At 66.0% G+C, this 13,441-nt stretch carries 13 protein-coding genes; 5 read left to right on the top strand and 8 right to left on the bottom strand.

What is annotated here, in order from left to right:
• Positions 1–8: 8 nt before the first annotated feature.
• From motA to flhD, 3 genes are all read right to left on the bottom strand, one after another.
• The gene (gene motA / locus CFB41_RS00960; RefSeq protein ID WP_011350592.1) at positions 9–869 is read right to left on the bottom strand and encodes a flagellar motor stator protein MotA; all 861 of its coding nucleotides are present in this window, start codon (positions 867–869) and stop codon (positions 9–11) included.
• 168 nt (positions 870–1,037) lie between these two features.
• On the bottom strand, positions 1,038–1,592 hold the full coding sequence (flhC, locus tag CFB41_RS00955; protein WP_034209584.1) for a flagellar transcriptional regulator FlhC: 555 nt from the start codon (positions 1,590–1,592) through the stop codon (positions 1,038–1,040).
• A gap of 92 nt (positions 1,593–1,684) precedes the next feature.
• Positions 1,685–2,005, bottom strand: a complete 321-nt coding sequence (gene flhD / locus CFB41_RS00950) for a flagellar transcriptional regulator FlhD (RefSeq protein WP_011350590.1) — start codon at positions 2,003–2,005, stop codon at positions 1,685–1,687.
• A 664-nt stretch (positions 2,006–2,669) separates the two neighbouring features.
• Between flhD and CFB41_RS00940 the strand changes: the two genes are divergently transcribed.
• The gene (locus tag CFB41_RS00940; RefSeq protein WP_046547453.1) at positions 2,670–3,734 is read left to right on the top strand and encodes a glycosyltransferase family 4 protein; all 1,065 of its coding nucleotides are present in this window, start codon (positions 2,670–2,672) and stop codon (positions 3,732–3,734) included.
• Between the two features lie 106 nt (positions 3,735–3,840).
• On the opposite strand, the gene CFB41_RS00935 is transcribed toward CFB41_RS00940, so the two are convergent.
• The gene (locus CFB41_RS00935; protein WP_021162849.1) at positions 3,841–4,137 is read right to left on the bottom strand and encodes an H-NS histone family protein; all 297 of its coding nucleotides are present in this window, start codon (positions 4,135–4,137) and stop codon (positions 3,841–3,843) included.
• Positions 4,138–4,436: 299 nt separating this feature from the next.
• Here CFB41_RS00935 and aqpZ point away from each other — a divergent pair, with 299 nt between their 5' ends.
• The gene (gene aqpZ, locus CFB41_RS00930) at positions 4,437–5,180 is read left to right on the top strand and encodes an aquaporin Z (protein ID WP_089424232.1); all 744 of its coding nucleotides are present in this window, start codon (positions 4,437–4,439) and stop codon (positions 5,178–5,180) included.
• Positions 5,181–5,298: 118 nt separating this feature from the next.
• On the opposite strand, the gene CFB41_RS00925 is transcribed toward aqpZ, so the two are convergent.
• Together CFB41_RS00925 and CFB41_RS00920 are read right to left on the bottom strand one after the other, a co-directional pair.
• Positions 5,299–6,123 carry a Cof-type HAD-IIB family hydrolase gene (locus CFB41_RS00925; protein ID WP_089455389.1) on the bottom strand — a complete coding sequence of 275 codons (825 nt, stop codon included), beginning with the start codon at positions 6,121–6,123 and terminating at the stop codon, positions 5,299–5,301.
• A gap of 136 nt (positions 6,124–6,259) precedes the next feature.
• Positions 6,260–7,141 carry a BadF/BadG/BcrA/BcrD ATPase family protein gene (locus tag CFB41_RS00920; protein WP_089455388.1) on the bottom strand — a complete coding sequence of 294 codons (882 nt, stop codon included), beginning with the start codon at positions 7,139–7,141 and terminating at the stop codon, positions 6,260–6,262.
• A 142-nt stretch (positions 7,142–7,283) separates the two neighbouring features.
• Here CFB41_RS00920 and CFB41_RS00915 point away from each other — a divergent pair, with 142 nt between their 5' ends.
• Complete coding sequence (locus tag CFB41_RS00915; RefSeq protein ID WP_089455387.1) at positions 7,284–7,886, top strand: DNA-3-methyladenine glycosylase I; 603 nt, start codon at positions 7,284–7,286, stop codon at positions 7,884–7,886.
• A 121-nt stretch (positions 7,887–8,007) separates the two neighbouring features.
• Here CFB41_RS00915 and CFB41_RS00910 read toward each other — a convergent pair whose 3' ends face one another.
• The gene (locus CFB41_RS00910; RefSeq protein WP_089455386.1) at positions 8,008–9,243 is read right to left on the bottom strand and encodes a PepSY domain-containing protein; all 1,236 of its coding nucleotides are present in this window, start codon (positions 9,241–9,243) and stop codon (positions 8,008–8,010) included.
• Between the two features lie 226 nt (positions 9,244–9,469).
• On the opposite strand from CFB41_RS00910, the gene CFB41_RS00900 reads away from it, so the two are divergent.
• Positions 9,470–11,593 carry a TonB-dependent siderophore receptor gene (locus CFB41_RS00900; protein WP_089455384.1) on the top strand — a complete coding sequence of 708 codons (2,124 nt, stop codon included), beginning with the start codon at positions 9,470–9,472 and terminating at the stop codon, positions 11,591–11,593.
• Positions 11,594–11,753: 160 nt separating this feature from the next.
• On the opposite strand, the gene rpsU is transcribed toward CFB41_RS00900, so the two are convergent.
• Positions 11,754–11,966: a 30S ribosomal protein S21 gene (rpsU, locus tag CFB41_RS00895; protein WP_006401410.1), complete on the bottom strand. Its 213-nt coding sequence runs from the start codon at positions 11,964–11,966 to the stop codon at positions 11,754–11,756.
• A gap of 543 nt (positions 11,967–12,509) precedes the next feature.
• Here rpsU and CFB41_RS00890 point away from each other — a divergent pair.
• A complete protein-coding gene (locus CFB41_RS00890; RefSeq protein WP_089438970.1) occupies positions 12,510–13,328 on the top strand; it encodes a flagellin domain-containing protein in 819 nt (272 codons plus the stop codon).
• The last annotated feature ends 113 nt before the right edge of the window (positions 13,329–13,441 follow it).

Genomic DNA, 13,441 nt, shown 5'->3' with positions numbered 1-13,441 from the left:
GCTCCGCGTCACTTCGCCTTCACGCGGCGCACATGTTCTTCGAGCTCGGAGAACGACGGGCGCTCGGTCGAGAACAGCACCTTGCGGCCGAATTCGACCGCGATCGCCGGCGCATAGCCGTTCAGCGTCGCGAGGATCGTCACCTTGATGCACTGGAACATCTTGGTCGACTCGGCGACGCGCTGCTCCGCGAGGCTCGCGAGCGGCCCGATCAGCCCGTACGACAGCAGGATCCCGAGGAACGTGCCGACCAGCGCCTGCGCGATCATCGCGCCGAGCACCGCGGGCGGCTTGTCGGCCGACGCCATCGTGTGCACGACGCCCATCACGGCCGCGACGATACCGAACGCCGGCATCGCGTCGCCGACGCGCATCAGCGCATGCGCGGGGCCTTCGCCTTCCGCGTGGTGCGTCTCGATCTCCTCGTCCATCAGGCTCTCGATCTCGAACGCGTTCATGTTGCCGCCCACCATCAGGCGCAGGTAGTCGGTCAGGAATTCGACGATGTGGTGATCGGCGAGGATCTTCGGGTATTGCGTGAAGATCGGGCTCTTTTCCGGGTCGTCGATGTCGGCCTCGAGCGTGAGCGTGCCTTCCTTGCGTGCCTTCGCGAGCAGCACGTAAAGAAGCGCCATCAGCTCCATGTAGACATCCTTCGTGTATTTCGAGCCCTTGAAGAGCGTCGGCAGCACGCGCAGCGTGGCCTTGATGGTCTTGCCGCCGTTGCCGAGGATGAACGCGCCGACACCCGCGCCCACGATCATCAGGATCTCGACGGGCTGGATCAAGGCGCCCAGATGCCCGCCTGCCAGCGCATAACCGCCGAAGACGGACAACAGCGTCACGAGTGTTCCCACGATAATCAGCACTGCCTGTCCCTCACGAATGACCGGCGGGGAGACCGCCGTTAAACAGGTTTACGGCAGTCGGCAGGAAAACTTTCGCGGGCGGCCAGGCGGCGGCCCGACGGTGTTTACCAGCAATTCGCAGACGATTCGCGCCATCCGGCGCGGCCTGAACGCCCCGCCCGGCGCTGCTCAGGCCGCGGCAGCGGCCAGTTCGGCGCGCGCGGCGGCGGCCTTGCGGGTCTTGCCCGCGCGCGACGGCGGCTGGCAGAGGCCGCAGACGAAACCTTGATGTGGATCATGCGCATGCGCGACGAAGTGACCGCCGCAGCGCGTGCACGGGGTCATCTGCAGCATCCCCGAATCGAAGAAGCGCACGAGCGTCCACGCGCGCGTGAGGCTCAGCGCGGCCTCGTCGCCGGACAGGTTCACGTGCTCCAGATAGAGCCGGTACGCCTTCACGATCGACTGGATCGGCTCGCAGCGGCCGTGGTCCTGCATGAACCGGTAGATGTTGTAGAACAGCGACGAGTGGATGTTCGGCTGCCACGTCATGAACCAGTCGGTCGAGAACGGCAGCATCCCCTTCGGCGGCGACACGCCCTTCAGTTCCTTGTACAGCTTGATCAGACGGTCCCGCGACAGGCTCGTCTCCGCTTCCAGCAGTTGCAGCCGGGCGCCCAGTTCGATCAGTTCGATGGCGAGGGTGATTTCCTTCACCTCGATCACGACGCTTTTGCTTGCCATGGTGATAACCGTCCGCTTGACGTTATTCGGATGGATGGCCAATACGCTGCCCACCGGCGCGGCACGCCGGGACACACGCAAGGCGGGATGGATCAGCGGACGCCTTCGACCTGCTGCCCGGCCATCAGGATGGCCGAGTGGGCGTGCGCGACGACATCGCTGCGGCCCTTGTCGGCGAGCGACGAGAGCAGCGCATGATCATCGAAGCGGAAGCGGCACAGCATCTGGTTCGACGCGGCCAGCTTCACGGTCTGCGCGAGCGTGAGGTTGGCGAGCACGTCGGCGAGTTCCTGGGAAATGCCCATGCGGAACATGCCCATCGCTTTATCTTCCCGCAGCAGGCGTTGCGCGAGGAGGAGGTACGACAGGTTGACCTCTTTGATCTCACTGAGCATTTCGCTGGTAGCGCTCATGATTCCCCCGTTAAAGAGCTTTGCTTTGGCCATTCGTGTTATGAAAACGTTTGCTCGATCAGGGCGCTCTTGGCGCTCAGTCGGCTCGTTTATAGTCTTACAGGGCGAATTTTGGCCAAACGGCATTTATGCCGGTATCAGCGAAGTGGCGTATGCCATGCAGGATTTGTCTGTAAACCGTGTAGGAATTTTTCCGACAAGGCGAATTGGAAGGTGCAAGCGGGGAAGCGCGTGGCAGCAAGGATTCGGCTGCGATGTGTCCGATGGCCTCCATTCAGTACCGGAAGGCTTGCCGACAAGGCTGCCGGCAATCGGATCGGTAAAAATTATAGTGCTTTTTCACGAAGACGCAACAATAGTTGCGTCTATCTCCATTCCTGTTTCCGCGCCCTTTTTATCGGGGTTTTCGCGTATTTCATCGTGTAACAAGCCTTAAGTGTTTGAAAAAACACTCGAACCCCTCAGGGCGATATCGATAATGGACTCCAATGGGCGGCGGCGCGAGCCGTGCCGGCCCGCCCCGCAGCTTGCCGTCCGGCGCCCCGCCCACCCCGCCCAGGGCACGGCCACGTACCGCCAACCGCGTACGCCGGCGAGTTCCGCAACGTTGCACGCGATCCGCACCGGCGCCCCCGCGCCCCCGGATCGAAACAGGAGAACATCCATGCGAATTGCCCAGATCGCGCCGCTTTACGAAGCCGTTCCGCCGAAACTCTACGGCGGCACCGAGCGTGTCGTGTCCTACCTCACCGAAGCGCTCGTCGATCTCGGGCACGACGTGACCCTGTTCGCCAGCGGCGACTCCGTCACGTCGGCCCGTCTCGAGGCGGCCTGGCCGCGCGCACTGCGGCTCGACCCGTCGATCCGCGATTCGATGGCGCCCCATATGCGGCTCCTCGAAAAGGTGGCCCGGGTCGCGCACGAATTCGACGTGCTGCATTTCCACCTCGACTACCTGCCGTTCCCGCTGATGTCGCGCCTCGACACGCCGTACGTGACGACGCTGCACGGCCGCCTCGACCTGCCGGAGCTGCAGCCGGTGTTCGACGCGTTCCCGGACGCGCCGGTCGTGTCGATCTCGAACAACCAGCGCAAGCCGCTGCCGCAGGCCGCGTGGGCCGGCACCGTGTATCACGGGCTGCCCGACACGTTGCTCACGCCGCAACCGGGCGTGAAGCCCGAATACCTCGCGTTCCTCGGCCGGATCTGCCCGGAAAAGCGCGTCGACACCGCGATCCGGATCGCCGCGCAAAGCGGGCTGCCGCTGAAGATCGCCGCGAAGGTCGACAAGGCCGACGCCGACTACTTCAAGGAAGTGATCGAGCCGCTGCTCGACCAGGCGCACGTCGAATTCATCGGCGAGATCAACGAGGCGCAGAAGCCCGCGTTCCTGTCCGGCGCGAAGGCGCTGCTGTTCCCGATCGACTGGCCGGAGCCGTTCGGCCTGGTGATGATCGAGGCGATGGCCTGCGGCACGCCGGTCGTCGCGTTCAACCGCGGCTCGGTGCCCGAGGTGATCGAGGACGGCGTGACCGGCTTCATCGTCGAGGACGTGCAGGGCGCGGTCGGCGCGCTGCACCGGATCGACAGCCTGTCGCGCACCGCCATCCGTGAACGTTTCGATACGCGCTTCAGCTCGAAAGCCATGGCGCAGCGATATGTCGAAACTTACGAATCGCTTTGCACGGGAGCCCGTCAACCGGCATTGCGCCGGGTCGCCGGCGCCTGACACGGAATGCCGCAAGGAAATATGCCGTAATCCAATCCCGCGCCGAAATTGGCGCGGATAACAAAAGAGCCGCATCTCGATGCGGCTCTTTTGTTTGGGCTTTCGGTCATTCGATGAGGAAACGATCGCGGTTTTTACCGACGATCCAATTCGGCGGCTTGCCTCGCCCGCTCCAGGTCGCGCCCGACTTCGGATCGCGGTATTTCGGGGGCAGCGGCGCCTTCTTCGGCGGACGCCCGCGCTTCGCTCGCTCCGCGAAGCCCAGATCCTGGGCGGTCAGCCCATATTCGGCAATCTTTTGCTGGACTTCCGCAATCACCGCCGCCACTTCCTGGCGGCGTACATCGTCCGCCTGGGCTTGCAGATCGGCGATCTGCGCCTTGAGTTTCGCGTATTGAGACATTTTTTGACTCCCCTTTTGATGATGCGGCCCCGGCGAATCCGGCCGGGACACCAACATCCGTTACGCCATCCGCACTGCCGCCCTGCCCTTCGAAATTAATGCTGTCATCTTTAACCGAATCGGCTATATCGAGAATGCGGACTTATTCTAATAAAAGGCATTCGTCAGCTATTCAAATTTAACAATCGTTGACCCTCCCCCACCCGATTCATTTCCTATAATCCAGACCAATTCCGGGTGACGGTTTAAATCCGTCGCGTCGTCCGGTTGTCTTCAATCCACTTGAACGAGGTCCTTACATGAATCTTTCTCAGCGTCTCGCTGCAGAGGTATTCGGCACGTTCTGGCTGGTGCTCGGCGGGTGCGGAAGCGCCGTGCTGGCCGCCGCCTTTCCGGGCCTCGGCATCGGCTTTGCCGGCGTCGCACTTGCCTTCGGCCTGACTGTGCTGACGATGGCATTCGCAATTGGCCACATTTCGGGCTGCCACCTGAACCCGGCGGTGAGCGTCGGCCTGACGGTCGCCGGCCGCTTCCCCGCCCGCGATCTCGTGCCGTACATCGTCGCGCAGGTGGTCGGCGCGACGCTCGGCGCATTCGTGCTGTACCTGATCGCGACCGGCAAGCCGGGCTTCGACGTGGTCGGCAGCGGCTTTGCGACGAACGGCTTCGGCGAGCGCTCGCCCGGCCACTACGCACTCAGTTCGGCGTTCATTTGCGAAGTCGTGATGACGGGCTTCTTCCTGTTCGTGATCCTGGGCGCCACCGACAAGCGCGGCGTGCCGGCCGGCTTTGCGCCGATCGCGATCGGCCTGTGCCTGACGCTGATCCACCTGATCTCGATTCCGGTCACCAACACGTCGGTGAACCCGGCCCGCTCGACCGGCCCCGCGCTGTTCGTGGGCGGCGATGCGATCGGTCAGCTCTGGCTGTTCTGGGTGGCACCGATCATCGGCGCGGTACTCGCCGGGATCATCTATCCGCTGGTCGCGGGGCGTGACGACGCCGTCGACCTGCTGCCGGCATCGGCTCGCACAAGCGAATAAAACACTACGGGGTCAAGCGAGCAGAGCAGCGAGCCTCACGCTGTCGAAGAAGATCGAGGCAGGTTATTTCGACGGGCGCCACTGGCGCCCGTTTTTCATTTCCGCCCCCGCAGGGCGCTCAGGAGGCGGCGACGTTGTCTTCGAGCGAGAACAGCGTGCGCAGGTGGCGGGCGACGCCCGCATCGAAGTTGTTGCCGATCCGCGGGATGTGCGGGAGCCGCGCGATCAGGTCGGGATTCGCGTTGTTCATCATGAACGCGTGGCCGGCGGTTTCGAGCAGGTCGATATCGTTCATGTTGTCGCCGAACGCGATGCAGTGGCCGGTGTCGACGCCGAGCCGTGCGAGCACCGAGCGCAACGCGCGGCCCTTCGACACGTTCGCGGTCATCACTTCGAGGCAGTCGGGCAGCGAGTACGTGACGTACAGCGCATCGCCGAAGCGCACGCGCATCTGCTCGGCGACGACCGCCAGATCGGCCGGATCGCCGATGTACAGCACCTTCGCGATATCCGCGCCGTCATGCGCGGGCATGTCGATCACGTCGTAACGGAAGCCCGAATCCTGGTGGAATTCGAGCAGGTGCGGGGCATCGCGGTCGATCAGCCAGCCCTGGTCGGTGAACAGGTTGACGATCACGCGACCGTGCGCGCCGACGACCTCGGGCTGCACCAGGCCGCGGACGATTGCCGGATCGATGTCCTGCGCGTGGATCGTCGTGTCGTCCGGCGCATGCACGCGTGCGCCGTTCGACGTGATCAGGTACGGCCGGATGCCGAGCACGTCGCGAATGCCGGCGACGTCCGCGTAATGGCGCCCGGTGGCGATCACGAACTGCAGGCCGTCGCGGTCGAGCCGGCGGACGGTGTCGATCGTGTACGGATCGAGCTGGTGATCGCTGTTCAGCAGGGTACCGTCGAGATCGGTGGCGATGACTTTGTACATGGGACGGAAGAATGGCGCTCAGGGCTCTGCGGAACGGCCATTTTAACGTCGGGCCCGGTTGCCCGCCGGGTGGTTCCCGGCCGATTGCCGCCTGCGGCGCGGTTGCGGTGTGCTGTCCTCCCGCCTCGACACGCCGTCAGCGCCCTTCCGCCACCCGCAGCGCCTGCAGCGCGAGCCGCAGCGCGCCGTGCGCGGAATCGTCGAGCGGCGCGCGCAGCCGCCCGGCGTGGCGCGCCGGCACGGCCGGTGCGAGGGCGTCCGCCAATCCGCCGCACAGCGCGACCGGCAGCGCCTGCTGCGGATCGAGCGCGTCGATCATCTTGCCGATCTCGTCGCCCGCCTGCGCGATCAGCGCGCTCGCGACCGGATGCGCACGATGCGCGAACACGATCGGCGCAAGCCACGCGTAGATCGTCTGGTTCGCATCGCACGACCACTGGACGAGCGCGTCGCGATCCTGCGCGCCTGTTTCTGCGAGCAGCGCGCTGGCGAACGCATCGCGCGGCACGCGGCCGTCGAGCGCCTGCTGCGCATAGGCGAGCGCGCGCACGCCGAGCCATGCGCCGCTCGCCTCGTCGCCGGACGGGAAGCCGAAGCCGCCGGCGATCCGGCACGCGCCGGCCGCATCGAGCGCGGCGGCGATGCTGCCGGTGCCGAGCGCGACGATCAGCCCCGGCGCGCCGCCGTGGGCGCCGACGACGGTCGTATAGGCGTCGCTTTCGACCGCGAGCGCGCCGAGCGGCGCCTGCGTGCGGAACGCGGCCAGCCACGCCGCATTGTTGACGCCCGCGAGCCCGCAGCCGAGCGCGCACTGCGACCAGTCGAATGCATAACCGGCCTGGGTGAATGCGTCTGCGCAGGCTGCGCCGATCGACGCCCACGCGCGCTCGATGCCGAGCCCGAGCCCCGACGGGCCGCCGCGCCCCTGCGCGAGCTCGCGCCCGTGCCGGTCGGCCAGCACCGCGCGCGTGCCCGTGCCGCCGCCGTCGATGCCGATCGCAAAAAGTAATGCCGCCATGCCTTCATCCCGCTGATTCGAACAGGCGCCAAGCTTAACCGGATCGGCGCCGTGCGCCCATCTGCCGTTCGGCCGGCTGTTCCATGAAAAGGGCTTCCGCTATGCTGACGCGATCGAATCGAAACGGAAAGCGAGGCAGACGATGTCGCAGCGGTGCAACTGGGTGAAGACGGAAGCGGATGCTCACTATCACGATACCGAGTGGGGCGTGCCGTCGCACGACGATCGCCACCTGTTCGAAATGCTGATCCTGGAAGGCGCGCAGGCCGGATTGTCGTGGTCGACGATCCTGAACAAGCGCGCGGGCTATCGCGAAGCCTTTGCGGATTTCGACGTCGATGCCGTCGCGCGCTTCACGCCGAAACGTATCGAGAAGCTGCTGGAGAATCCCGGCATCGTGCGCAACCGCGCGAAGGTCGAATCGGCGGTCACCAATGCGCGCGCCGTACAGCGGATCCGCGAAGAGCACGGGTCGCTCGCCGCGTTCATGTGGTCGTTCGTCGGCGATACGCCGGTCCAGAACGCGTGGCAGTCGTACCGCGACGCGCCCGCGTCGACCGAACAGTCCGACGCGCTCAGCAAAGCGCTGAAGGCGTATGGCTGCAAGTTCGTCGGGTCGACGATCTGCTACGCGCTGATGCAGGCCACCGGCATGGTCAACGATCACGAGGTCGGTTGTCCGTGCCACGCGCAATGCGCGGCGCTCGGCGGCAAGCCGGCCGCACGCAGGCGCAAGGCGGGCTGACGGGGCGAGGCGGGCCGTCGGCGCGGGCAGCTGCCGCCCGCCAGCCGGTTACCGCGGCCCAGCGCCGGTTACGCCGCCCGCTCACCGCTCTCGACGCGCTGCGCTGCGCGGCGCGCCCCCCTCACCTTGCGGCGCGCGACGACGCCGGTCCAACCGCCCGGGTGCTGCGCGCGGCCCGCACACGGGCGCTGCGCTTCTTCGCCCAGATGCAGACGCCCGTCACGCTCAGCATCGCGATCACGATACCGAGCGCGCTCACCGCGGCACGCCCCGCGACGCCGGCGATCCGCCCCGAGTGCAGCGGAAACTGCGCCTGCATGAACAGGTCGCCGGCCGAACCGCGGCCCGGCACCTGGGCGGCGACGGGCTTGCCGGTCACCGCATCCCAATAGAGCCACGCATTACCGAGCCCGACGTCGCCGTGATCGTTGCCGGGCGTGAAGAACCCGACCGCATAGGCATTCATCGCCGGCGCGAACAGCAGCGCGCCGGGCGGCGCGGCGAAACCCGCGTCGCGCCCGGCCGCGCGCGCGATCTCGACGATCCGCTCGCGCGGCAGCATCGTGCTGCCCGGCGCGGCGGGCGGGAAGTGTTCGGGATTCGTGTACGGCGTCTCGGCCAGCGGCGACACCAGCGATACCAGCGGCCGCACGACGGGCACGGCGAGATTCATCGAGATCGACGTGACCGCGACGACCAGCAGCAACCCCCACACCCATACGCCGCCCGAGCGGTGCAGGTCGAACACCAGCGGATAGCCGCCGCGGCGCACGCGGAACGCGAACGACTTGCGCCAGCTCTTCGGGTTCGGAAACGCGAGCACGAGCGCGATCAGGCAGTCGATCGCCCATGCGATGCCGACGACGCCCATTACCCAGAACCCGAAGTTGATCCCGCCGTACACGGGCAGGAACAGCGAGTAGTGCAGCCGGTAGATGAACGGCATCAGGTCGAGCCGCGCGACCGACAGCGCGCCCCATTCGCGGCGGCCTTGCACCGCACCGGTCGCGGGATCGACGGCGATCTGGCTGAAGCCGAGAACGTACGGCTGGCCCGTTGCCGGGTCGGTGCGCGGCATCACGCCTGCCTGCAGCGTGTGGCCCGGCTCGATCGCGAGCGGCAGATAGGTCACCTGCACGCGCGGATCGGCAGCCTCGATGCGCGTCGCGAGCGCGAGCGGATCAAGCCGCGCCGCATCGCTACGGGCGGTGTAGAAGTCCGGGTTCAGTGCCGCGTCGAGTTCGTGATCCCACGCGATCAGCGCGCCGGTAAGGCCCGCGACGAACAGAAACAGCGCGATCGCGAGGCCGAACCAGCGATGCAGGCGGACGAGAAACGGCCGCAGGAACGCGTTCATCGCGCGCCCTGGGAAGGGAAAACGGGCCGGCATGCGCGGCCCCGGTTCAACGGGATGCAGGTCATTTGCGGTCAGGCGCCGCGCACGAGCCGGCCGGCCGCCGCTGGCGAGGCCGGATGCCCTTGCACGCGGCATGGAATTGTTGCGCGTTCGACGGGTTTTGATACGATGCGCAACATTTTATCTCAATGCGAATGCTTCTCACTTGCATTTTTACTTACCCACCATGACCGCCAGCCTCGCCCGCCCTCCTGTCCGCCCACGTCGCGTGGCCGCCGCCCTTGCCTGCCTTGCCGCGTCGCTCGCGCACGCGGACGATACGCCCGGCGGCGCCACGACGTTGCCGGCCATCAACGTCACCGCTGCGCATGACTCGCCGCAGCACCTGACCGACACGCTCGCCACCGGTGCGCTCGGCACGCGCCGCCAGCTCGACACGCCGTTCTCGACGACGATCGTCACGTCGGAGGAGCTCGAGGCACGCCAGCCGTACAAGCTCGGCGACGTGTTCGCGAACGACGCATCGGTGTCCGACAACAGCGGCGCGTACAGCGCATGGGCCAGCTACATGACCGTGCGCGGCATGCAGCTCGACTGGCAGAACGGCTACAAGATCGACGGGCTGCCGTTCGTCACGTACGGGATCACGATGCCGTACGAACAGCTCGACCGCGTCGAGCTGCTGAAAGGGCTCGGCGGGTTCCTGTACGGCTTCGTGACGCCCGGCGGCGTCGTCAACTACGTGACGAAGCAGCCGGGTGTCGAACCCGTGCGCAGCGTCGACGTCGGCTACCGGAGCACCAACGTGTGGACCGAGCACGTCGATCTCGGCCAGCGCTTCGGGCCGAACGGCATGTTCGGCGCGCGGCTGAACGCGACGCACGAGGAAGGCAAGACCTACAACGACGGCAACATCCGCCGCGACAGCGTCTCGCTCGCGCTGCAGGCGAATCTGACGCGCGACCTGTCGGTGACGTTCGGCGCGCTGTACCAGGACCGCCGCACGACGGGCCAGACGCCGTCGATCTTCACCGGCAGCTACCCGGGCGGCGCACTGCCCGCGACGATCAGCGGCGGCACGACGAACCTCGGCGGCAAGGACCAGTACCTGAACACGAACCTGCAGCTCTACACGGCCGGGCTGCAATACCAGTTCGCGCCCGACTGGCAGCTCGACGTCGCGTACAGCTACAGCAAGGCGACGCGCCGCCGCAACGAAAGCACGCTGTACCTGCAGGACGCGGCCGGCAACTACACCGACAGCCGCTACGTCGGGATGGAGGATCACCGCTTCAGCCAGTGGCGCGCGATGGTCGAGGGCAAGGTGCGCACGGGCCCGTTCAGCCACCAGATCGTGCTCGGCGCGTCGTGGCAGAAGCAGGCGAACGACTATTCGGCGAACAGCGTGTTCGTGCCGCTCGGCGCCGGCAACCTGTATGCGCCGAACCCGTACCGCTACGACAGCCCGCACGGCTTCATCCAGTACCGCACGAGCGAGATCGTGCAGAAGTCGCTGTTCGCGAGCGACACCGTGCAGCTCACCGAGCGGTGGTCGGTGCTCGCCGGCGTGCGCTACATGAACTACGAGCAGCGCTCGTTCCAGGCGAGCGGCGCCGAGGATCCCGGCTACCGCCAGAACGGCGTGGTCACGCCGACGTTCGCGGTGATGGTCAAGCTCGCGCCGACCACCACCGCTTACGCGAGCTACGCCGAGTCGCTCGAGCCCGGCAGCCGAGTGAACGACGTCTACGCGAACGCCGGCCAGGTGCTCAAGCCGCTGCGCAGCAAGCAATACGAGCTGGGGATCAAGAGCGAGCACGCGCGCTGGAGCGCGACGGCCGCGCTGTTCCGCATCGAGCGCAGCGCCGAATACGCGAACGCCGCGAACGTCTACGTGCAGGACGGCGAATCGATCATCCAGGGGATCGAGTTCGGTGCGCGTGCGAAATTCGGCGCGCGCTGGAACGCAGGCGTCGACGCGATGCTGCTCGACGCGTGGTACGCGAACGGGATCGGCAACAACGGCAACCGTGTCGCGGGCGCGCCACGTTTCGTGCTCGCCGGCGACATCGGCTACGCGGTGCCGGGCGTGCCGGGGCTGACGCTGGGCGTCGACGCGAAATTCACCGGCGCGACGCCGCTGCGCGCGGCCGGCGGCCTCGACGCGCCGGGTTTTCTCGTCGTCAATGCGGGGGCACGCTACCTGACCCGGGTCGGCCGCCACGACGTGACGCTGCGCGCGTCGATCGACAACGTGCTGAACCGCCGTTACTGGGAATACCAGTACGCGGACTACGTGAAGCCGGGCGACCCGCGCACGGTGAGCCTGAGCGCGAAGATCGACTTCTGAACGGCGGGCCGGCGGTCGCAAACCGCCGGCCATCAGCCACTAGCCGGAATGGCCGCCCCGCCACGGCCCCCCGGGATTTTCCCGGACCCCAAAAGCAAAACGGCGGAGCGGCTTCTTTCGAAGCACGCTCCGCCGTTTCGCGGCGAACCGTAAGACGCTCTTAGTGGAGCTTCTTCGGCAGCATCTGGCTGCGCAGGCGCTTGTGCAGGCGCTTGACGGCTGCTGCCTTCTTGCGCTTGCGGACTGCGGTCGGCTTTTCGTAGGACTGGCGTTCGCGCAGTTCAGCGATCAGGCCATTTTTTTCGATAGCACGGCGAAAGCGGCGAATCGCCACTTCGAACGGCTCGTTTTCTTTCAGAAGAATCGTCGTCATGTCGTTCCTAAATTGCTTAAACGGTCAAAAACGTAGCGGCCAAGCGCCACGCACCGGCCATCCGAGCGTCCCCACAAACAGGCGAAACGAGCGGAAATACGGCCTCGGAGGCCGGAAAAGAGAGGCGGAAAGCACCGCGAGTACGCTTCACAACCGCGTGCAGCGCCGCGTTTGACTGCCAGCAGACATGCCGAAAACGGCAGAGGCTTGACAGAAATCTCAATTCAGCCCGCCATCATAGCAGAGAATCACAGACAAAACTACCCTTTTGCATTCCCCGGTTCGTCGCTCCGCGTGGCGCGGCCGCTCACCGCGTCGAACGGGGCCGGGCGCCGCGCCTGCCGGCGGCCCGGCCGGCCAAGCCGGGCGGGCCTTTCGGCCGACTGCCATCCTTCCGTCCCGAATTTACCCAAACATCCCTCTAAAGTTTTCGCCGGGTGCCGCCGTCAACCAGGAAAGGCGGGCAGCGCCAGTCGCGATAAAGCGCAACGCCGATATCAGAACCTGTCTGTATCCCAGGCATTTTCCAAAACGAGGAAGCAAATGCTGAACATCAACACCAACATCCTTTCGCTGACGACGCAGACGAATCTGTCGGGCTCGCAAAGCGCACTGTCGCAAGCAATCAACCGCCTGTCGTCGGGCAAGCGCATCAACACCGCTGCTGACGATGCAGCCGGCCTGGCGATCTCGACGTCGCAAACGGCGGCAATCAATGCGCTGACGCAAGGTGTTGCAAACGCGAACAACGGCATCTCGATGATCCAGACCGCCAACGGCGCGCTGCAATCGACGGTCGACAACCTGCAGCGTATCCGTACGCTGGCGCAACAAGCCGGCGACGGCTCGCTGGATTCGAGCGCTCGCGCGAACCTGCAAGCTGAAGTGTCGACGCGTCTCGGCGAAATCGACCGTGTCGCATCGCAAACGACGTTCAACAGCCAGACCATCCTGGGCGGCGCAGGCAGCGTCACGTTCCAGATCGGCGCAGCAGCGAACCAGGTCGTTACCGTCGACTTCGGCACGGCGAACTGGAACAGCACGGGCATGAGCGTGAACACCCTGAGCGTCGCCACCCAGTCGGGCGCGCAATCGGCGATCACGGCAATCGACGCGGCACTGAAGCAAGTCAACACGTTCCAGGCAACGCTCGGCGCAGCACAGAACACGTTCCAGGCTGCGATCTCGACGACGCAAACCCAGGCAACCAACATGACCGCCGCTCGCTCGCAGATCACCGACGCGGACTTCGCGACGGAAACGGCGAACCTGAGCAAGGCGCAAGTGCTGCAACAAGCCGGTATCTCGGTTCTGGCGCAAGCGAACTCGCTGCCGCAGCAAGTCCTGAAGCTCCTCGGCTAATCGAGCAGCACCCGCGGCGGGCCACGCGCCCGCCCGCCTCCGGGCCCGGCGGCGTCGCCATGCAACGCATCGCGACGCCGCCGAAACCGCCCAGACCAGAATTTTCCAGGGAG

This window comes from Burkholderia sp. AU33803, from assembly GCF_002223095.1.
In the GTDB taxonomy this organism is placed as follows: Bacteria; Pseudomonadota; Gammaproteobacteria; order Burkholderiales; family Burkholderiaceae; genus Burkholderia.
This window is presented reverse-complemented; position numbering and strand designations above follow the sequence as displayed.